This is a genomic window from Streptomyces griseoflavus (assembly GCF_014649995.1).
Classification (GTDB): Bacteria; Actinomycetota; Actinomycetes; order Streptomycetales; family Streptomycetaceae; genus Streptomyces; species Streptomyces griseoflavus.
Window position 1 is genome coordinate 324,611 of record NZ_BMUC01000005.1, and the last position, 18,598, is coordinate 343,208.

At 72.3% G+C, this 18,598-nt stretch carries 18 protein-coding genes; 12 read left to right on the top strand and 6 right to left on the bottom strand.

Features of this window, described 5'->3' with window-relative positions; all coding sequences use genetic code 11:
- The first annotated feature begins 55 nt into the window (after window positions 1-55).
- The 6 genes from IE172_RS14215 (at window position 56) to IE172_RS14240 (ending at window position 7,203) form a co-directional block, all read left to right on the top strand.
- Window positions 56-1,195 carry a glycine amidinotransferase gene (locus IE172_RS14215; protein ID WP_190097570.1) on the top strand — a complete coding sequence of 380 codons (1,140 nt, stop codon included), beginning with the start codon at window positions 56-58 and terminating at the stop codon, window positions 1,193-1,195.
- A gap of 592 nt (window positions 1,196-1,787) precedes the next feature.
- Complete coding sequence (locus IE172_RS14220; RefSeq protein ID WP_190097571.1) at window positions 1,788-3,377, top strand: ABC transporter substrate-binding protein; 1,590 nt, start codon at window positions 1,788-1,790, stop codon at window positions 3,375-3,377.
- 20 nt (window positions 3,378-3,397) lie between these two features.
- Complete coding sequence (locus IE172_RS14225) at window positions 3,398-4,366, top strand: ABC transporter permease (protein ID WP_190097572.1); 969 nt, start codon at window positions 3,398-3,400, stop codon at window positions 4,364-4,366.
- Window positions 4,367-4,446: 80 nt separating this feature from the next.
- Window positions 4,447-5,301: an ABC transporter permease gene (locus tag IE172_RS14230; protein ID WP_190097623.1), complete on the top strand. Its 855-nt coding sequence runs from the start codon at window positions 4,447-4,449 to the stop codon at window positions 5,299-5,301.
- A gap of 47 nt (window positions 5,302-5,348) precedes the next feature.
- Window positions 5,349-6,533 carry an oligopeptide/dipeptide ABC transporter ATP-binding protein gene (locus IE172_RS14235; protein ID WP_229886039.1) on the top strand — a complete coding sequence of 395 codons (1,185 nt, stop codon included), beginning with the start codon at window positions 5,349-5,351 and terminating at the stop codon, window positions 6,531-6,533.
- The gene (locus tag IE172_RS14240; protein WP_190097573.1) at window positions 6,526-7,203 is read left to right on the top strand and encodes an ABC transporter ATP-binding protein; all 678 of its coding nucleotides are present in this window, start codon (window positions 6,526-6,528) and stop codon (window positions 7,201-7,203) included. The genes IE172_RS14235 and IE172_RS14240 overlap by 8 nt, the downstream gene beginning before the upstream one ends.
- Before the next feature lie 74 nt (window positions 7,204-7,277).
- Here IE172_RS14240 and IE172_RS14245 read toward each other — a convergent pair whose 3' ends face one another.
- The gene (locus tag IE172_RS14245; protein ID WP_190097574.1) at window positions 7,278-8,399 is read right to left on the bottom strand and encodes a hypothetical protein; all 1,122 of its coding nucleotides are present in this window, start codon (window positions 8,397-8,399) and stop codon (window positions 7,278-7,280) included.
- A 127-nt stretch (window positions 8,400-8,526) separates the two neighbouring features.
- On the opposite strand from IE172_RS14245, the gene IE172_RS14250 reads away from it, so the two are divergent.
- Window positions 8,527-9,036 (top strand): hypothetical protein, encoded by a 510-nt coding sequence (locus IE172_RS14250; RefSeq protein ID WP_190097575.1) that lies wholly within the window; start codon window positions 8,527-8,529, stop codon window positions 9,034-9,036.
- A gap of 39 nt (window positions 9,037-9,075) precedes the next feature.
- On the opposite strand, the gene IE172_RS14255 is transcribed toward IE172_RS14250, so the two are convergent.
- Window positions 9,076-10,974, bottom strand: coding sequence for an SMI1/KNR4 family protein (locus IE172_RS14255; protein ID WP_190097576.1), 1,899 nt, complete (start codon window positions 10,972-10,974; stop codon window positions 9,076-9,078).
- 277 nt (window positions 10,975-11,251) lie between these two features.
- Here IE172_RS14255 and IE172_RS14260 point away from each other — a divergent pair, with 277 nt between their 5' ends.
- The gene (locus IE172_RS14260) at window positions 11,252-12,574 is read left to right on the top strand and encodes a hypothetical protein (RefSeq protein ID WP_190097577.1); all 1,323 of its coding nucleotides are present in this window, start codon (window positions 11,252-11,254) and stop codon (window positions 12,572-12,574) included.
- A gap of 32 nt (window positions 12,575-12,606) precedes the next feature.
- Here the strand turns inward: IE172_RS14260 and IE172_RS14265 are convergent, their stop codons facing one another.
- The 4 genes from IE172_RS14265 to IE172_RS14280 form a co-directional block, all read right to left on the bottom strand.
- Window positions 12,607-13,050, bottom strand: a complete 444-nt coding sequence (locus IE172_RS14265) for an ATP-binding protein (RefSeq protein WP_190097578.1) — start codon at window positions 13,048-13,050, stop codon at window positions 12,607-12,609.
- A gap of 187 nt (window positions 13,051-13,237) precedes the next feature.
- Window positions 13,238-14,245, bottom strand: coding sequence for a hypothetical protein (locus IE172_RS14270; RefSeq protein ID WP_190097579.1), 1,008 nt, complete (start codon window positions 14,243-14,245; stop codon window positions 13,238-13,240).
- A 96-nt stretch (window positions 14,246-14,341) separates the two neighbouring features.
- The gene (locus IE172_RS14275; RefSeq protein ID WP_190097580.1) at window positions 14,342-14,809 is read right to left on the bottom strand and encodes a hypothetical protein; all 468 of its coding nucleotides are present in this window, start codon (window positions 14,807-14,809) and stop codon (window positions 14,342-14,344) included.
- A gap of 88 nt (window positions 14,810-14,897) precedes the next feature.
- Window positions 14,898-15,122 (bottom strand): DUF397 domain-containing protein, encoded by a 225-nt coding sequence (locus tag IE172_RS14280; RefSeq protein WP_190097581.1) that lies wholly within the window; start codon window positions 15,120-15,122, stop codon window positions 14,898-14,900.
- Window positions 15,123-15,443: 321 nt separating this feature from the next.
- Between IE172_RS14280 and IE172_RS14285 the strand changes: the two genes are divergently transcribed.
- The 4 genes from IE172_RS14285 (at window position 15,444) to IE172_RS14300 (ending at window position 18,551) form a co-directional block, all read left to right on the top strand.
- A complete protein-coding gene (locus IE172_RS14285; protein WP_190097582.1) occupies window positions 15,444-16,331 on the top strand; it encodes a helix-turn-helix domain-containing protein in 888 nt (295 codons plus the stop codon).
- Window positions 16,328-16,519: a DUF397 domain-containing protein gene (locus IE172_RS14290; protein WP_190097583.1), complete on the top strand. Its 192-nt coding sequence runs from the start codon at window positions 16,328-16,330 to the stop codon at window positions 16,517-16,519. Before IE172_RS14285 ends, IE172_RS14290 begins: the two co-directional genes overlap by 4 nt.
- Before the next feature lie 355 nt (window positions 16,520-16,874).
- Entirely contained in the window at window positions 16,875-17,498 is a 624-nt protein-coding gene (locus IE172_RS14295) for a restriction endonuclease (protein WP_190097625.1), read from the top strand.
- Window positions 17,499-17,690: 192 nt separating this feature from the next.
- On the top strand, window positions 17,691-18,551 hold the full coding sequence (locus tag IE172_RS14300; protein ID WP_190097584.1) for a sulfurtransferase: 861 nt from the start codon (window positions 17,691-17,693) through the stop codon (window positions 18,549-18,551).
- Window positions 18,552-18,598: the final 47 nt, after the last annotated feature.

Sequence of the window (18,598 nt, forward strand, 5' to 3'; positions counted from 1 at the left end):
CCGGCGCACAACCCGCACCGCCCCGCCCCGCCCTCACAGACAGGTGGCCGCACCCATGCACAACGACTCCGTGGTCGTGAACTCCTGGAATGAATGGGACCCCCTCGAGGAGATGGTCGTCGGCTCGGCCGACAACGCCTGCTTCGAGCCCACCGAGCCGGGCAGCCGGCCCGCCATCCGCAACGCCCCCGACACGCCCTTCCCGACCGGCCCGAAGTCCAAGGAGGCGGTCGACCTCGCCAACGAGGAGCTCGAAGGGCTCGCCCGCCTGCTGCAGTCCCAGGGCGTCACGGTCCGCCGTCCCGCCCCGCACGACTTCTCCCGCCCGCTCACCACTCCCGACTTCGAGGTCGGCAACCAGTACTGCGCGGTCTGCCCCCGCGACGTGATGATCACCCTCGGCAACGAGATCGTCGAGGCGACCATGTCGCGCCGGGCCCGCTACTTCGAGTACCAGCCGTACCGCAAGCTGGTCTACGAGTACTGGAACGCCGACCCGCGCGTGACGTGGACCGCCGCCCCCAAGCCCTCGATGGCGGACGGCATGTACCGCGAGGACTTCTGGGAGTGGCCGCTCGAGGAGCGCCACGAGCGCATGCACGCCTTCGAGTTCTGCGTCACCCAGGACGAGGTGGTCTTCGACGCCGCCGACATGAGCCGGCTCGGCCGGGACATCCTCGTGCAGGAGTCGATGACCACCAACCGGGCGGGCATCCGCTGGCTCCGGCAGCACCTGGAGCCGCGCGGCTTCCGCGTGCACACCGTGCACTTCCCGCTGGACTTCTTCCCCTCCCACATCGACTGCACCTTCGTGCCGCTGCGTCCGGGCCTGATCCTCACCAACCCCGAGCGCCCGCTGAAGGAGGGCGAGGAGAAGATGTTCCTCGCCAACGACTGGGAGCTGGTCGAGGCCCCGCAGCCGGTGCTGACCAACGAGGAGATGCCGCAGTACTGCCAGTCCTCCAAGTGGCTGTCCATGAACGTGCTCAGCATCTCCCCGACCAAGGTCATCTGCGAGGAGAACGAGAAGCCCCTGCAGGACCTGCTGGCCGACCGGGGCTTCGAGGTGTTCACGGTGCCCTTCCGGCACGTCTTCGAGTACGGCGGCTCCCTGCACTGCGCCACCTGGGACGTCCGCCGCACCGGCACCCGCGAGGACTACTTCCCCCACCTCGACTACACCCCTCTCGTCTGACGCCCGCGGCCGTTCGTGTCCGGGCGCGGCAGCGTCCGCCCGGACACGACGGCCGGGTCCCTCCGCCCTCCGCCCACCGCTCGGCGCCGCCGTTCCCGGCGCGTGCGCCGAGTCCCCGGCCGTCGGCGGTCCGCGTCCCGCGGACGGCCGTCGGCGGTCCGCGTCCCGCGGCATGCCCTGCTGCCGGCCCTCTGCCCGCCCCGGCGACGACCCGCCGCGGCGCCTCGACGAGCCTCTCCCGCACGTCGTCCGTACGTGGGAGCCAACTTTACGGAACAGACTGGCCGCCGAGTGGGACCGCCCACGGTCGCCCGCCTTCCGGGTCACACGCCTGATATCCGCTCCGGCGTTTCTCCGCCGCCGGCGGCTGCCGCGTCCGCCGGTCACCCGGCATCCGGACTGCTCGCCCTCCGGGCCCCGGCGCCCCGGCGCCTCCAGGGGTGCGGGGGCCGGGCGCCCCGCGTACGCCCTCTCGCTCGCCGCACACCGTGCCGCCCGCCGGGACGGGGACTGAAGGGCCCCCGTCCTGGGCAGGACGTTGCTGCAACTAATATGCAACAGCGATGTCTGGGCACGATGGATGTGAGGTTCGATGACGACCCGACGAATACGGGGTGCCGCCGCCGTAGTGGCGATGGCCGGAGCGGTCACCGCCTGCTCGGCGCCGGGCAACGGCGGCGCGGACGGCGGCGAGGCCGCCGAGTCCGTGGTGATCGGGGTCTCCACCGAACCCGACACCCTCAGCCCGTTGCTCGGCTACGGCAAGGACGGCAACTCCAAGATCTTCGACGGACTCCTCGCCCGGAACGCCGACCTGAGCCTGAAGCCCGCCCTCGCGAAGGCCCTCCCCGAGATCACCGACGGCGGCCGCACCTACACGTACACCCTGCGCGACGGCGTGAAGTTCAGCGACGGCGAGCCGCTGACCGCAGACGACGTGGTGTTCACGTACCGCACGGTCCTGGACGACAGGACCAACAACACCGCCAAGAGTGAACTGGACGCGATCAAGGAGGTCAAGGCGGACGGCGACGACAAGGTCGTCTTCACCCTCGACTACCCCTACGCGGCCTTCGCCGCCCGCACGGTGCTGCCCGTCGTCCCCGAGCACATCGCCGGCCAGCAGGACCCCAACACCGGAGCCTTCAACACCGAGCCCGTCGGCACCGGGCCCTACGTCCTCACCGGCTGGAGCAAGGGCGAGAAGCTCACCTTCAAGGCCAACCCCGGCTACTGGGGCGGCGCGCCCAAGGTGAAGAAGCTCACCATGGCGGTCATCGCCGACGACGACGTCCGCGCCACCCGCCTGCGCTCCGGCGACCTGGACGGCGCGACCCTCCCGCCGAACCTGGCCGCCACCTTCAAGAACGACGACGGCAAGAAGACGCACCGGGCGACGTCCTACGACTTCCGCGCGGTCAGCCTGCCCACCGGCAACCCGGTCACCGGCGACACCGCCATCCGCCGCGCCCTCGACCTCGCCGTCGACCGGGAGGCCATGGTCGACAAGATCCTCGACGGCGCCGGCCGCCCCGCCTACGGCCCCCTCCCGGTCGACGACGACTGGTTCGCGAAGGACGTCGAACGCTCCCAGGACCTCGCCGAGGCCGGACGTCTCCTGGACGACGCCGGCTGGAAGCCCGCCACGGGCGGCGTCCGCGCCAAGGACGGCCGCCCCGCCCGCTTCACGCTGTACTACCCCTCCGGCGACAAGGTCCGCCAGGACCACGCCCTCGCCTACGCCTCCGACGCCAAGAAGGCCGGCATCGACGTCAAGGTGGAGAGCGCCACCTGGGAGGTCATCGAACCCCGGATGAAGCACGACGCCGTGCTCGCCGGCTTCGGCTCCACCGGCGACCCCGACTTCGGCCTCTACACCCTGCTGCACTCCTCCCTCGCCGGGGACGGCTTCAACAACATGGCCCTCTACGACAACCCGGCCGTGGACAAGGCACTCGACACCGGCCGCCGCAGCCAGGACCCCAAGGCCCGCGAGGCCGCCTACGACGACCTCCAGCGCGCGCTCGTCGAGAACCCCGGCTACACCTTCCTCACCCACATCGACCACCTGTACGTCCTCGACGACCGCTGGAAGGACCTCACCACCCAGACCGAACCGCACGAGCACGGCTTCGCCAGCGGCCCCTGGTGGAACATCGAGGACTGGCAGCCCAAGGCATGACACGCGCCCCCTGGGGAGCGATGGCACGGCTCACGGCACGGCGCGCCCTGTACGCCGTGCCGGTGCTCCTGATCGTCACCTTCGGCGTGTTCGCGGTGGCCGCCGCCTCCCCCTTCGACCCCGTCAAGGCCTACGCCGGCACCGCCGCGCTCGGCGCCGACCAGGAGACCCTGGACCGGCTGCGGGAGAACCTCGGCGTGGACCGGCCCTTCACCGCCCGCTGGTGGGACTGGCTGACCTCCGCGCTCGGCGGTGACTTCGGCCAGTCCACCCTCATGCGCCAGCCGGTGGCCGAGGTCATCGGCGAACGCCTGGTCTGGTCGGCGCTGCTCTGCGCCGTCGCGTTCGCCGTCGCCGTGCTGCTCGGCACCGTCCTCGGCGTGCTCGCCGCCCGCCGCCCCGGCTCCCTCCTCGACCGCACGGTCACCTCCGTCGCGTACTCCCTGGAGGCGGCCCCGGTCTTCTGGATCGCCCTGCTCGCCGTCTGGCTGTTCGCCCTCCAACTGGACGTCCTCCCGGCCGGCGGCCTCACCGACACCGGCACCGACCAGGTCACCTTCGGACAGGTCACCAGCCACCTGATCCTGCCCGCCGGCGTCCTCGCCGTCTCCCAGCTGCCCTGGTTCACCCTCTACGTCCGTCAGGGCGTCGGCGACGCACTCGCCGAGGATCCGGTCCGCGGGGCCAGGGCCCGCGGCCTGAGCGAACGCACCGTCCTGCTCGGCCACGCCCTGCGCTCCGGACTGCTGCCCGTGCTCACCCTGATCGGCTCCCGCGTCCCCGAACTCATCACCGGCGCCCTGCTGGTGGAGAGCGTCTTCAGCTGGCCCGGCATCGCCGCGGCCACCGTCGAGGCGGCCACCGCCGTCGACTTCCCGCTGCTGGCCGCGCTCACCACCCTCGCCACCGCCGCCGTCCTCGCCGGAAACCTCCTCGCCGACCTGCTCTACGGACTGATCGACCCGAGGGTGAAGCTGAATGAGATGTGACTCCCGTGGCTGACACCACCGTCGGGAAAACGGACACCACCGTCGCGAAGACGGACACCGCCGGGCGCGCGGCCCCCACGGTGTGGCGGGCGCACGGCACCGCCCGCCGCTCCACCCACACCCTCCGCCTGCGCGTCTCCGCCGCCCTGGTCGCCGTGACGGCCCTCGCGGTCCTGCTCGTACCGCCCCTGGTCCAGCTCGACCAGCAGACCGTCGACCTGGCCGCCAAACTGCTGCCCCCGAGCTGGGCCCACCCCTTCGGCACCGACGACGTGGGCCGCGACCTGCTGCTGCGCTGCGTCTACGGGCTGAGGGTGTCGCTGCTGGTGGGTGTGGTGGCCGCACTCACCGCGACCGTGATCGGCACCGCCGTGGGCGCCGCCGCCGGAGCGCTCGGCGGCTGGGCCGACCGCCTGATCATGCGACTGGTCGACACCCTGTCCTCCGTCCCGCACCTGCTGCTCGGCATCTTCATCATCGCCATGTTCCGGCCGGGCGTCTGGCCGGTGGTCGTCTCCGTCGCCCTCACCCACTGGCTGTCCACCGCCCGCATCGTGCGCGCCGAGGTCCTCTCGCTGCGCTCCCGCCCCTACATCGACGCGGCCGTCTCCGGCGGCGCGTCCCGGTGGCGGGTCACGGTCCGCCACCTCCTGCCCGGCGTACTGCCGCAGGCCGGTCTCGCGGCCGTCCTGATGGTCCCGCACGCCATGTGGCACGAGTCGGCCCTGTCCTTCCTCGGCCTCGGCCTGCCCGCCCACACCGCCAGCCTGGGCACCCTCATCCAGGGCGCCCGCGGCTCCCTGCTCGCCGGACAGTGGTGGCCCACCCTCTTCCCCGGCCTGTTCCTGATCATCCCCACCCTCGCCATCGCCGGCCTCGCCGGAGTCTGGCGCGAGCGGATCAACCCCCGCCGCCGATCGGAGCTGATGCTGTGACCGAGCGACCTCCCGCGCCCGTGCCCGCGCCGGCCGAGACCGGTGCGGTGACAGCACCGCCTCCCGCGCCGGCGGCCGGTGCCGCGAAGACCGAGCCTGCGAAGACGGAGGCCGCGAAGACCGAGGCCGCGAAGACCGGTGCCGCGAAGACCGGTGCCGCGATGACCGAGGCCGCGAAGACTGAGGCCGCGAAGACCGAGGCCGTGAAGGCCGGTCCCGCGACCGCACTCCCCGCACCCCCGGCCGGCGCCGGGGCGGCCGGACGTGCTCCCGTGCTGTCGGTCCGGGGACTGTCCGTGCGCTTCCTGCTGCCCGGCGGCCGCCGGATCGCCGCCGTCACCGACGCCCACTTCGACGTGGCGCCGGGGGAGTGCCTCGCCCTGATCGGCGAGAGCGGCTGCGGCAAGTCCGTCCTGGCCTCGGCGCTGCTCGGCCTCCTGCCCGCCAACGCCCAGACCGCGGGCAGCGCCCACCTCGGCGACCTCGACCTGCTCACCGCCGGCGAACGCACCCTCGCCCGCACCGTACGCGGCCGCCGCATCGGCCTCATCCCGCAGAGCCCCGCCGCCCACCTCACCCCCGTCCGCACCATCCGCTCCCAGACGGAGGAGACGGTCGCGCAGCTCACCGGCGAGCGGAACCGCTCCGCCCTGCGCACGGCCGCCGAACAGGCCGCCCGGCGCGCCGAGTTCCCCCTGGACCACCTCGACCGCCACCCCCACGAGCTCTCCGGCGGTCTCGCCCAGCGGGCCGCCACGGCCCTCGCCCTGATCGGCGACGCCCCCCTGCTCCTGGCGGACGAACCCACCACCGGCCTGGACCGCGACCTCGTGGACCGCACCGTCGACGAACTGCGCCGCCACGTCGACGCCGACCGCGCCCTGCTGATCATCACCCACGACCTGGCGGCGGCGGAGCGCGTCGCCGACCGGGTGGCCGTCATGTACGCGGGCCGCATCGTCGAACTCAGCGAGGCGGACGCCTTCTTCGGCGCCCCCGGCCCCCGCCACCCCTACAGCCGGGGCCTGCTGGAGGCCCTCCCCGACCGGTCCTTCACGCCCATCCCCGGACTGCCCCCCGAGCTCGGCGACCTCCCCGACGGCTGCGCCTTCGCCCCCCGCTGCGACCGCGCCACCGGCCTCTGCGCGACCCTGCCGCCCGTCACGGGCCCGGTCGCCTGCCACCACCCGGTCCCGGCCCCGGCCCGTACCCCGGAGGACGTCCGTGCTTGAGCTGCACGCCATCACCGCCGGCTACGACCGCCGCGCCCCCGTCGTACGCGACGCGAGCCTCACCGTCACCCCCGGCGAGGCCGTGGGCCTGCTGGGCCCCAGCGGCTGCGGGAAGTCCACCCTCGCCAGGGTCGCCGCCCTCCTGCACCGCCCCGCATCCGGGACGGTCGTCCTCGACGGCACCTCCGTACGCCACTACCGCCACCGGGCGCCCCGCGCGCAGCGCACCGCCGTCGGAGTCGTCTTCCAGCAGCCCCGCCTCTCCGCCGACCCCCGCCTGCGCCTCAGCGACCTGATCGCGGAACCCCTGCGCGCGACCGGCCGACGCGCGTCGGCGCCCGCCCGTGTGGCCGAGCTCGCCGACACCGTCGGCCTGACCCCGGACCTGCTCACCCGCCGCCCCCACGAGGTCAGCGACGGCCAGCTCCAGCGCGCCTGCCTCGCCCGCGCGCTGGTGCTGCGTCCCCGCTGGCTCATCTGCGACGAGATGACGGCGATGCTCGACGCGTCGACCACGGCCGCGCTGGTCCGCGTGGTGGAGGACTACCGCACCGCCACCGGAGCAGGCCTCCTCGCGGTCGGCCACGACCAGACCCTCCTCGACCGCTGGTGCGACCGCACGGTCCACTGGGACACGGTGACGTCGGCCGCGCGGAAGACGCCCGCCTGAGAACCGGCCGCATACGTACGGCCCGGGGCCGTCCGGCCCCGGGCCGCTACGGCCGCCCTCGCAGTGAACCGTCCCTACTCGACCATGAAGTCCTCTTCGAACTCGCCCTCGAACTCGCCGTCGAAGCCTTCCTCCCCGAATGCCGCTCCGGCACCGCTGAAGAAGCCCTCCATGAGTTCGTCGATGCGCACCTCGGTGGCTCCCGCGGGCGCCGTGGCCTTCTGGCCCTTGCCCACGCGCAGCACCAGCGCGAACTTCTTGACCTTCGCCGTCTCCGCCAGCTTCGCCAGGTCCACGGACACCTCGGTCAGCTCGCCGTTCTTCAGTGTGAAGTCGGCGGTGACCTTCTCGTTCGGCGCGTCCGCGAAGTCCTTCGTCGTCGGCAGCTCGGCCCCGCCCGGCAGCTCCTTCTGCAGCGGCCGGAGTTCGTCGAACAGCTCGGTCATCAGCGTGCGGAAGGGCGCCGTGGCCTTGATGTGCTCGGTGCCGTCCGACCCGCCGGAGGTCTTGAAGTCGACCTCGTCGGCGATGACCTGGCGCAGCGCCTTCGTGATCTTCTTCTGGGTCCTGGCGTCGAGCGTCGGCTCCGCCGAGGGCTCGGCGCCCCCGGGGCCCTCGGCCCCGGACATCTGCTCGCTGGTCTCCTCCAGCTCCTTCGTGGAGACCTTGAGCCACTCACCGGCGAGCAGCTTCTTGAACGCACCCGCACTGTCGGGCAGTTCGTCGGCCGTCGGCATGGGGGCGCCGGACATCTTCGCCAGCGCGTCCGCGTCGACGCGCGCGTAGGTGTAGTCGCCGACCAGCCGGTACTCGAACAGGTCGCCGTCGGCGTTGCTGAACTTCACCGCCATCGCGCTGAAGTCCTTCTCGCCGGACTTCTCCAGCGGCTTCTTCGACTGCACCGAGAGGGAGATCCTGGCGCCGCTGAGCAGTTCGGCGACCTCGTCGGGCATCTTGTCGCCCGGCTCCGCCATCTCGGCGTCCAGCGCCTTCAACGACGCGACATCGGTGTCCAGGTCGAACTCGAGGGAGAGCGAGCGCTCCTTGCCGAGCTTCTCGAAGGCGTTGTCCAGCTTCTGCCCGGCGGACAGGTTCTCCACGGTGCCGCAAGCGGCGGAACCGGCCAGCACCGCGGTGGCTACAGCGGTGGCGGTCAGGGTTTTGCGTATGGCGGTAATGACGGTCTCCTCGTACATGCGACCAAGGCGGTCACAGGAGGAGACGGCCCACCACCTCGAACGGTTGTACGTAGAACGGAAATTGGGGTCCACCCGATGCGCGGGGCCCACATCGGGCCCGTCCACGTCGGGCATATCTGAAGACATGTCTACACATGCGACAGCGTCGACCGGAGTGCAGGTGTGCTCCCTGAAGCGGGACACTCCGCAGACGATCCCGGCCAACGCCCCCTACACGGTGATCAGATTCCCGTTCGGGGCCGCGGAGTCCTACGACGCCTTCACCATGCACCAGGTCAACCAGCCGGACGGTTACACCGTCACGAGCTGGGACACCGACGCCCGCTCCGGGCTGATATGGCCCGGCACCGCCGGGTGGGGCGACCTCTACGCGATGATCCAGTGGGAGGCGGGAGGCTACGACGAACTGCGCGACCAGTTCGTCCGCGACCCCCTCGGCCTCACCTCCACCCCCAACGACACGACGGCGACGGAACACCGGCCGCCGAGCATCGGCATGCAGTGCTGGACGAAGCAGTGGGGCATCTTCGTCGACCCGGCCGTCCCGATCGCCCTGCGCGCCACCCACGACGACAGCGTGGCGCGGAAGATCGTCCTGGCGGAGTTCAAGCTCGTCATCCACCCGTCCGCCTGACCGGCCCCTCCCTGCCCCCGCGCCCGTGCCGGGTACCGCTCATCTCGTCCGGACGCGGACCGTGGCGTACGCGTAGGCCTCGCCCTGCCGCGGCGCGCGGTTCCAGGACCGCGTGGTGAGCTGCGGCAGGATGCCCTCGACCAGCGCGTGCCGGGGTAGGGAGAGTCCGAACTCGTCCCGCACGGCGGCCAGCAGGCGACGCTCGCGGTCGTCCTCGCCGACGCCGTCCAGGACCCGGTCCGGATCGAGGGCCGCGGGCACCGGCCCCGAGCGTTCGACGTCCGTGCCGCGCAGCGTGAACGCGTACAGCTGCTCGCCCCGCTCGGCGACCGACAGGTGGAACACCGTGAGGCCGCCGTCGTGCGTGCGGCGCACCCACAGCACCACCGCGCGTCCGTCCCGCGAGGCCGCGGAGGCCGGGGAGACGAAGAAGCTGTCGGCCGCCGACGCCCGTGGGGCGGTGTCGCAGCCGAACGCCCACCCGGAGCCCGTACGGCCCACCGCGACCACGGCCCGGTCCTCCCACGGCGCCAGGTCGTCCCGCTGCCGGGTGCCGTGGTCGAACCAGCCGTCCCGGCGGCGGGGCGGAGCCGTCAGGCCCGCACCCCCCTCCTCCCCGACCAGGCCCGCCAGCGCCTCCGGTTCCACGCCCTCCACCCACAGGCACCGGTAGGAGTCGTACGGGAGGATCCGCCGCGGAGTGTCCGCCAGCCAGCACAGCCCCGGCGGATCCAGGTCCGGCACCGGGTCGGGCATCGCACCCGCCCGCCCCGCCCGAGGCGTGGCCAGCAGCTCCAGGCCGCGCTCCCGGGTCACCACCGGGCCCAGGACGGGGTCCGCCAGCAGACCGACCGGTGCCAGCAGATCAGGCCCCGGCGGCGACCACGACGGCAGCGCGGCGCGGATCACCCGCCACGCCGTGTCCGTGTCTCCCCACCGCGCCGACTCCCACGCCTCGGCCACCGCCCGCCCGAAGGCACCGTCCGGCGCGTAGCGGTAGGTACGCTCCCGCACCCCGTTCAGGATCTCCTCGGCGGCCGCCGTGATGCCGTCGCCGGTCTCGACGCCCAGCGGGAACCCCTGCGTGGACGGCCGGCCGGGGCGCTCGTCCCGCAGGCGCGCGGCGGCCATCACGGGCACCAGATCGCCCGTGTAGCGGGCGTCGGCGACGAGCTCACCGAAGCCGTAGTACCGGCTGCCGTGCGCCGCCGCGTCCAGTTGCGCCAGCATGCCCCGGGCACGGGGCCGCCCGTGACGCTCCGCATCGGTGAGCAGCTCCCGCGCGGCTTCCCACCGTCCGCTCAGGGCCTCCTCCCGCGCACGCTCCACGTCGGCGTCCAGGGCGCGGGTGGTGTCGTTCACGAAGCCCGGGATGCCCGCCCGGTCGGCGTGGAAGTCCTGGTACTCGCGCTCCATGTAGGCACGGAACGACGGATACCGGTCCGGTATCTCACCGCTCCACCCCTTGTAGACGTACAGCGCCCACTCGCCGTCCTCGTCGGTGTCGCCCGGGTCGAGCAGGGCGTAGGACATGTCGGAGTCGGTCTCCAGCTGCAGGGCCCGCCGCCACATCCCGGCCAGCCGCACCTCCTGCTCGGTCGAGCGCTCGGTCAGCCCCCGCTCGTAGATCGAGGTCATGTCGAACGGATCCCCGAACCAGCCGATCTCGTGGGCCCCGCCCAGCCGGTAGATCGACCCGCCGTCGAGCCGCCAGCCGTTGCTGGCCCCGAGGAACTGCCGGTACGACGGCGGCAACCGGGTGCCCAGACGCTCCTCGGCGGCGGCGATCTCCGCCTCCCCGGCCGGCGGGACCGCGACCGCCAGGTCGGCGAGGGTCAACCCCCCGTCCGCCAGCTCCTCCGCGTCGTCCTCGCTCGGCACCCATTCGTCCTGCCAACGCCGCAGGAACCGGTCCCAGTTGAACGCATCATCGATCACCCGCCGAGTGTGCCAGCCACCACTGACACCGATGCCCTCCTGGAGATCGGCAGTTCACAGGGGAAGGCGAAGCCGTGTGCGTCATCCGTCGGCTGAAGGGGTCGCACGGGGCGCAGACGCGGTGACGGCGCTACGGAAGTCGCGACATGCGAGGAAGCCGGCCTCGATCCTGGAAAGGCATTGTGGATCGAGTGAGACCCGGGTGCTGTGATGCGGCTATACGGTTCTGCTGGGACGTCGGTCGTGGGCTGACGTGGGGATGAGTCAGGGGGAGACGATGATCGACTACCGCAAGAAGGAAACCGTTCCGGTGTGGACGCTGGCGACAGGTGACGTCCAGGTGCCGGCGGTGGCCGGGGGCGGGCCGATGACGGCTGAGCGTCTGGCCGAACTACGCGGCGTGCTGGCCGCGTTGGCAGACCGGCCGATTGCCACGCTCGAGCTGCATCCGCTGCCGGACAAGCTCGACCGCGGCCGGGGCATCTCGCTCGATGCCGCGAGTCCGCTGGCACAGCACCTGTCGCAGCTGATCACGCAGTCGGCGCGCGGTTCCGCCGCGGCGGCCAAGGCGACGGCTGCCGGCGAGGGGCTGTACCGCATGGTGGTTCCGGCGAAGGTCGCCAAGCAGCTGGGGCAGGGCACCCTCTGCCTGATGCGGTCGACGGCCGTGGCCGGTGGTGCCCGTGCCTCCGTCGTGAACCCGGTGACGGGCAGGATCGTCGCCGGGGTGACGTACGTGCCGGTCGGTACAGCGGCAACGGCGGGCGCAGCCGGTGGCGCCGGTGCGACAGCCGGTGTCGCGGCCGCCGGCAGTGCGGCGCTCACCGTGGCCGCACCGCTCGTGCTCATGGCCGTGGCGGTCGGGGTGAGCGCGCATGCCGACGCCAAGCGGCAGGAGGCCATCGCCCACATCACGGAACTGCTGGAGCAGCTCCAGGCGGACAAGCTCGACGACGAGCACAGCGCGCTCAACGGCTGCCGTCCCGCCATCGACAAGGCCACGGCCATCCTGCTCGACCAGGGCAGGCTCGGTGTCTCGCTGGGACTCGACTCGGCGGTGCACGCCATCGACACCGCACTGAGCAAGGCCGACATCCGCCTGGCCCGGTGGACGAGCGCGCTCGACAAGCTTCCCGACGGTGAGCCCGTCGAGATCGGCACGCTGACCGAGTCGTTCCCCGGTGTGGACGAACAGGGTGGCACGTTCCGCACTCACCTCGAACTGGCTGCCCTGGCCATCGCGTTGAAGCGGCGTGTCAATGTCCTCCAGGCGGTCGAGCAGGCCCAGAGCGAGCCCGACAACCTGTTCGAGAACTTCACCCGCGCGCTGCGGGACGACGAACAGCGCCTCGACGAGCTGGAGTCGGGCATCGCCGGTGTGCTGACGCGCCTGTCTGCGCTGGTGCTGGCGCGCCCCAACAGCAAGCTCCCCGTTCTCACGGCCGGTGAGGTCGACCGGCTGCTGCGCGTGGCGTACCAGATCCGCGGGCTGGGCGATGGTGTCGCGGTGGGCGGCCGTCCGACGGATGTGGCGATCGAGATCGCCCGCGACAAGGACGGCTCCGTGGTCGTGTTCCCCGCGCTGGCCGCGGCGGCGTAGGCGCGGGGTTCGGCTCTTCTCGGGCGACGCGGTCACGCGCCGGCCGGTGTCGTCAGCACCGCCCGGACGGTCTTGCCGGTCGGTGGGTAGGGGACGCAGTCCCAGTGGTCGGCGAGGGCGGCGACGAGGGTGAGGCCGCGCCCGCCGGTGGAGAGGGGGTCCGGTGCGGGGTCCGTGGGCCGGGGGAGGAGGTCTCCGCGGGCGTCGCTGACGTCGATACGGAGGTGGCCGGTGGCCGGGTCGAGGGCGAGGGTGAGCCGGAAGCAGCGGCCGGGGACGCGGCCGTGCAGGACGGCGTTGGCGGCGAGTTCCGCGACGACGAGTTCGGCACGTTCCGTGAGGTCCTGCGAGGCGCCCCGGGAGCGGAGTTCGGTCACCGCGAGGAGCCGGGCGAGACGGGCGCCGCGCCGCGTGGACGACAGCAGTTGGGTGAAGGTGCCAGCGGGGGCGCCCACTTGGGATGGTGCGTGGTTCATGACGCCAGAGTGGCGGCCGGACGCGGGCGGGGGCGAGTGCCGCGCCCCGTACGCGGGGTGACCGTACGGAGGCGGAGAGGAGCTGGTGCGCTTCCAGTAACGGGCACTCACGGGGCGTTGGGACCGGGCCGTGAACCGAGCGGGCCGCACCCCGGAGTGGGGTGCGGCCGGGTGTGCGTCCTTGGTGTCAGTCGGCCGAGGGCCCGGGGTCCGTCGGCCCTTGGCTGGGGACCGCAGTGTGCTCCGGGCTCTGGGCGGGGGCGGGGACGCGGTCCGTGGAGGAGGGGGCGGTGAAGACCTCGTCGAGGGTGGTGGCGTCGATGGCGCGGTCGAACCAGAGATCCAGGAGCGGCGCGTCTGCGCAGGTGGTGACGCGCTGTCGCGTCTCTTCCGTCAGCGAGAGGCCGCGGCGCTCCATCAGATGCAGCAGTCGCTCGGTCTTTTCTTTCACGCGTCCTTCCTCCCGTCCTTCCTCTCGTCCTTCCTCCCGTCCTGCGAGGCGGGCGTCGCCCACGATGGTGCCTCGCCTGGGGGTGAAGAGGGTCTCCATCACGTTCCTCCAGATTTTCCGGGCGTGTTCGCTGCCCAAGCCGTCCTCGATCAGTCCCGCCAGGTCGTCCCGCGCTTCGCGGTCCGTGTCCTGAGCCAGTGCCTCGCCCACAACCGTCAGTATGCCCTCGATGTCCGGGTCGTTGCTGTGGATCCACAGGCAGAACGCGGCGAAGTCCAAGTCGGCCGAGGCGTCCTGGACTCGGCTCACACGCGGCACGTTGGACGGGCCCAGTACGTGGGGCACTGTCACCTGGGTGGGGCGCCCCAGACCGGTGCGCAGGGGCCTGGCCGCCCATGCCGCCGTCGCCGTGTCCACGCACAGGACCAGCAGGACGACCTCAAGCTTGTACCGGTCGCGCAAGTACGCGACGTAGTACGGCCACGAGGTCTCCTTCTTCGGCTCGATGCCGGTCTGCGCCTCGACCAGCAGGATGAACGGGTCGCGCCCGTCGGGACGGACCACCCGCAGCACGGAGTCCATCTGCCGGGTGAACATCTTCGGAGCGCCGGATGCGTCCGTCGGGAGGGTCTCGGTGGTGACACCGGGCGGGATTCCGAGGTCCAGGAGGTCCAGCGCGCGGTTCAGCGCTTTGGGACGTCCTGGCAGGAAGCCGTGCAGGGTGTCGTGACTGACGTTGGGCATGACGGGAAACTATGCGCGAAGCAGGAACAGTTGTCGGCGTTTGCCGTGTAATCACTCCTTTGGTGGAGATTCTCTATGGCTGACGCCGAGCCTGCTCTACGCGCAGGGGCAGGCCAGTCCGGGGACCGCGCGGTTGGGGGAGCACGTGACCACGGCCAGGGAGAGGTACGAGGGGCGTTCGAGGTAGTGGCCGTACGACACGTCGGCGCCCGCGCGCAGTCGTTCTGCGGCGGCGTCCACCAGCCGGGCCAGGCGCGCGGTGTCCCGGTCGCCCTCCGCCGCGAACCGGGAGCTGAACTCGGCCAGTCGCTCACCGAGCCAGGCGGCCGCCTCCTTCGCCTCGTCCCAGGTGCCCCGGACCAGTGAGCGGGGCTTGACGAGCCAGTACGCCGTCTCCAGGGGCGGGAGGTCCGACGTGCGGAACTCCGCGGCGACCTGGCGGTAGCGCTCGACCAGTTCCGGCCTGCTCCCGGCCGGGGGCGGATCGGGGTGCGGGGGTCGTCGCAGCGCCTCGTCGTCGAAGCGTGCCTTCGGGCCGGTCCAGAGGTAGGCGTGGTGGTGCACGTGCTGCTCCCGTGGCGAGGAGCGCCGGCGGCCGGACGCGGGGAGGAGATTCCGGTCCGGCCGGCGGCGGGGAAGGGGGAAGGGAGGGTCAGGCGCCGAGGCCGAAGCGCGCCGGGTCGATACCGGCGGCGTCCAGTTCCTGGGTGGTGAACCGCAGCGGCTGAGCGTCCGGCCGCTTGCTGTCGCCCAGCGCCCAGGCGTCCTCGCCGATCCGGGCCAGGGTCACGCACCCTTCGGTGCAGGGGCCGCCGCACGCCTTCGTGAACGCGGCCCCGCTGATGTCGAGCGCGTAGAGGTTGGTTTCGTTCCGCATGACTGCACCTTCCAGCTCGTCTGACGCGGCCGGGTCCGGCCGCCGCCGCCCGTGGTGGGCGGGAGTGCACGGGAGGGGAGATGGCCGCCCGGTCGTTTCCGCAGGTGAGCGGTGGACGGGGGCGGTTTCTCCTGGCTCTCCGTGACCTCAGGGTGGCGGTCGGACGGGGGCGGGGACGAGTGTGGCACCCCGTACGCTCAGTCAGCGTACGGACACGAAGAGTGGACGGTACGTCTGATGATTCGTCAGGCTGGAGGTGGACGCGGGCGGCGTGCGGAGCCGTCGTGGTGCGCGGTACGGAGGACAGGAAAGGGGCGGCGGATGGACGTGATCGGGGTCGAGGGGGAGGTGGCCGGGAGCGCCGGTGCGCGGGCGGTTCCGGTGGGGGAGTGGGAGCGGGAGCCGCATCCGTCGGACAGCCTGCGGACGTTCGGGGCCGTCGTTCAGGCGTTGCGCGAGCACGCGGGGCTGAGTCGGGCCGACCTGGGCGCCCGAGTGCAGTACTCCAAACACACGGTCGAGTCCGTGGAGTTGGGGCGGCGGATGCCGGACGAGGCGTTCGTGGAGCGGGCGGAGGAGGCCCTGGGCAACACGGGCGCGCTGCGGAGGGCCGCGCGGCATCTGACGCGGGGGGAGGCGGGGCTGGCCGCGTGGTTCCGGCGGTGGGCTCGGCTGGAGCGGGAGGCGGTGAGCCTGTGCACGTACGAGTGCCGGTTGGTGCCGGGGTTGTTGCAGTCGGAGGAGTATGCCAGGGCTGTGTTCGAGGGCACGATCCCGCTACGGACGGACGAGGAGCTGGAAGTGCAGCTCGCCGCGCGGATGGAGCGGCAGGTGATGATGCGGGAGCGGCCGACGGTGCCGTTCAGCTTCATCGTCGAGGAGCACGTGTTCCGGCGGACCTTCGGGGATGTGGAGGCGTCGCGCGAGATGCTTGATCACGTCCTTGAGCTCACCGCCCCGCGCAATGTGACGCTTCAGGTGGTGCCGCTGGGGGCCCGGTTGCACGCGTGCCTGGATGGCCCCCTGCAGATCTTGGAGACTTCGGAGGGGCGGCGGCTCGGGTACTCCGAGGGGCAGCAGAACGGCCGGTTGATCTCCGACCCGAAAGAGATGATTCTGCTTTGTCAACGCTATGACACACTGCGCTCGCAGGCCCTGAACCCGACAGAATCCCGGGACCTGCTGGAGCGACTGCGAGGAGAGCTATGAACAGCGGTACGTCGGAACTCGCCTGGTTCAAGTCCAGCTACAGCGGCAGCCAGGGCGACAGCTGTGTGGAGATCGCGATCGCCGAACAAGCAGTCTACGTAAGGGACTCGAAGGACGTGACCCGCCCGTCCTTCGCCGTCGGCCGCGAAGGCTGGGGACGGTTCGTGCGGTTCGCGTCGGAGCGCTGAGCGACGTGAGGGCGTGCCCTCGGCCTGTAGGGCCGTAGCCGAGGGCCGCGCGGTTGATGGAACGGTCGCGGAGGTCGCGCACGGGCGCGGGCGCTGCGCTGCTTCCCCGCGGACGCGTCCCGCTCCAGCGGGTGACGGCGGCGCCCTGTGTTCCGGCCGAACGCGGCCGCCCTCGCGTGGCAACGCGGTCCGCCGGTGGCCGACTCGCGCCCTTTCGGTGTTCCCTCGCGGCGATCAGACTGCCGCCGACGAACGGGTGCGAGGGGGAGGGGCTTCGATCGTGGCTCGGCGTGGTCGGGGGGCCGTCGCCCGCAGGCGGCGGGCGCGGCTGAAGGCGGGGGCGGCCGGTGGGGGCGTGGCGCTGGTCCTGCTGGTGGTGTTCTGGTCGGCCGTGTGGCCCTACGGCACCGGTGCGCTGGTCGTCGGCGGCGCGGGCGCGGCCGGCTGGTGGCTGTGGCGTACGGACCGGTTCCTGCGCCGAGGGGACCGTCTCTGGCGGCAGGAGGAGCAGGTACGCGCGGGCCGGCGGAGCCTCGCGGAGGTGGACGCGATGTCCGGCACCGAGTTCGAGGACCTGGTCGCCCAGCTCTGCCGCCGGGACGGCTGCACGGAGGTGCGGCGGGTGGGCGGCGCCAACGACAACGGCGCCGACGTCGTCGGGCGGCTCCCTGACGGGCGCACCCTGGTGATCCAGTGCAAGCGCTACGCGCCGAACCGCACGATCCCCAGCCGGGAGCTGCGCGACCTGCTGGGCGCCCGGGTGCACTTCGGCGCCGACCTCGCGGTGTTCGTGACGACGACGCGCTTCAGCCGGCCCTCCGAGGACTTCGCACTGCGGAACGGGATCCTGGCGGTGCACCGCGATCTCCTCGGCCTGTGGAACAACGGCGCCTCCCTGCCGTCCCTGAGCCCGGTGAACGGCCGGGGGCAGGGCGACTCCCGTCACCGCTCGCGCTGGACGCGGACCTACGGGAAGTGACCCCGCCGCGCCGCCCCGCCCCCGGCGCGGACCGGCACGACACGGCATGGGAAACCCGGTCGGACGCACGCCCTCCTAGCCCTCGACCGTCCCTGTGTTCGCATGGTGAGACAGGTGTCTCAAGGGGGTACGTTGGAAGGTGCTCCGGCGCGCTCCCCCGCCGTGCCGGTGGTTCCGGGAAAGGAAACACACATGTCTCACCCGCTGCTGGTCGACCCCGCCTGGCTGCACGAGCGCCTCGCAGACCCCGCGATCCGGATCCTCGACGCGACCACCTTCCTCACCCAGCCGGAAGGCGACGGCTACTACGACGTGGAGTCGGGCCGCCAGGCGTACGAGAAGGCCCACATCCCCGGCGCCGTCTTCGCCGACCTGCTGAACGACCTCGCCGACCCCGACGCGGACACCACGTTCACCGTCCTCGACAGCGAGACCTTCGCCGCCCGGCTCGGTGCCCTCGGGGTCGGCCCCGGCACGCACGTGGTCGTCTACGACCAGGGTCCGAACATCTGGGCGACCCGGCTGTGGTGGAACCTGCGCTACGAGGGCTTCGACGACGTCTCGGTCCTGAACGGCGGTCTCCCCGCCTGGACCGCTGCCGGGCACGAGGTCAGGAGCGGAACGGAGTCCAACGAGCCCGTCGTGTTCACCGCGAACCGCCGCCCCGAGCTGTACGCCGACAAGGACGCGGTCCTCGCCGCGATCGAGGACCCGGGCACCCGGCTGGTGAACTCCCTCGACCGGCCCACCTACGCGGGCACCCGCCAGACCTACGCCCGCCCGGGCCGCATCCCGTCCAGCACCAACGTCCCGTTCGTCGAACTCGCCGAGTCCGACGGCCGCTTCCGCGCCCCGGACGAGGTCCGCGGACTCTTCGACGAGGCCGGCGCCCTCGACGGGGACAAGAAGGTCATCACCTACTGCGGCAGCGGCATCGCCGCCACCGGCCTGGCCTTCCAGCTGGCCCTCCTCGGCCGTCCCGACGTCGCCGTCTACGACGGTTCCCTCACCGAGTGGGCCGCCGACCCGGCCCTGCCCCTCGAGGTCGGCTGACCCACGGCCGCCGCGCCGGGCCGGCCTCGGCGAAAGGGCCCGGCGCG

Bases quoted from the DNA above. Each gene is read 5' to 3' on its own strand.
- IE172_RS14215 (WP_190097570.1), top strand. From the start codon at position 56: ATGCACAACGACTCCGTGGTCGTGAACTCCTGGAATGAATGGGACCCC.
- IE172_RS14220 (WP_190097571.1), top strand. From the start codon at position 1,788: ATGACGACCCGACGAATACGGGGTGCCGCCGCCGTAGTGGCGATGGCC.
- IE172_RS14225 (WP_190097572.1), top strand. From the start codon at position 3,398: ATGGCACGGCTCACGGCACGGCGCGCCCTGTACGCCGTGCCGGTGCTC.
- IE172_RS14245 (WP_190097574.1), bottom strand. From the start codon at position 8,399: ATGTACGAGGAGACCGTCATTACCGCCATACGCAAAACCCTGACCGCC.
- IE172_RS14250 (WP_190097575.1), top strand. From the start codon at position 8,527: ATGTCTACACATGCGACAGCGTCGACCGGAGTGCAGGTGTGCTCCCTG.
- IE172_RS14260 (WP_190097577.1), top strand. From the start codon at position 11,252: ATGATCGACTACCGCAAGAAGGAAACCGTTCCGGTGTGGACGCTGGCG.
- IE172_RS14265 (WP_190097578.1), bottom strand. From the start codon at position 13,050: ATGAACCACGCACCATCCCAAGTGGGCGCCCCCGCTGGCACCTTCACC.
- IE172_RS14270 (WP_190097579.1), bottom strand. From the start codon at position 14,245: ATGCCCAACGTCAGTCACGACACCCTGCACGGCTTCCTGCCAGGACGT.
- IE172_RS14280 (WP_190097581.1), bottom strand. From the start codon at position 15,122: ATGCGGAACGAAACCAACCTCTACGCGCTCGACATCAGCGGGGCCGCG.
- IE172_RS14285 (WP_190097582.1), top strand. From the start codon at position 15,444: ATGGACGTGATCGGGGTCGAGGGGGAGGTGGCCGGGAGCGCCGGTGCG.
- IE172_RS14290 (WP_190097583.1), top strand. From the start codon at position 16,328: ATGAACAGCGGTACGTCGGAACTCGCCTGGTTCAAGTCCAGCTACAGC.
- IE172_RS14300 (WP_190097584.1), top strand. From the start codon at position 17,691: ATGTCTCACCCGCTGCTGGTCGACCCCGCCTGGCTGCACGAGCGCCTC.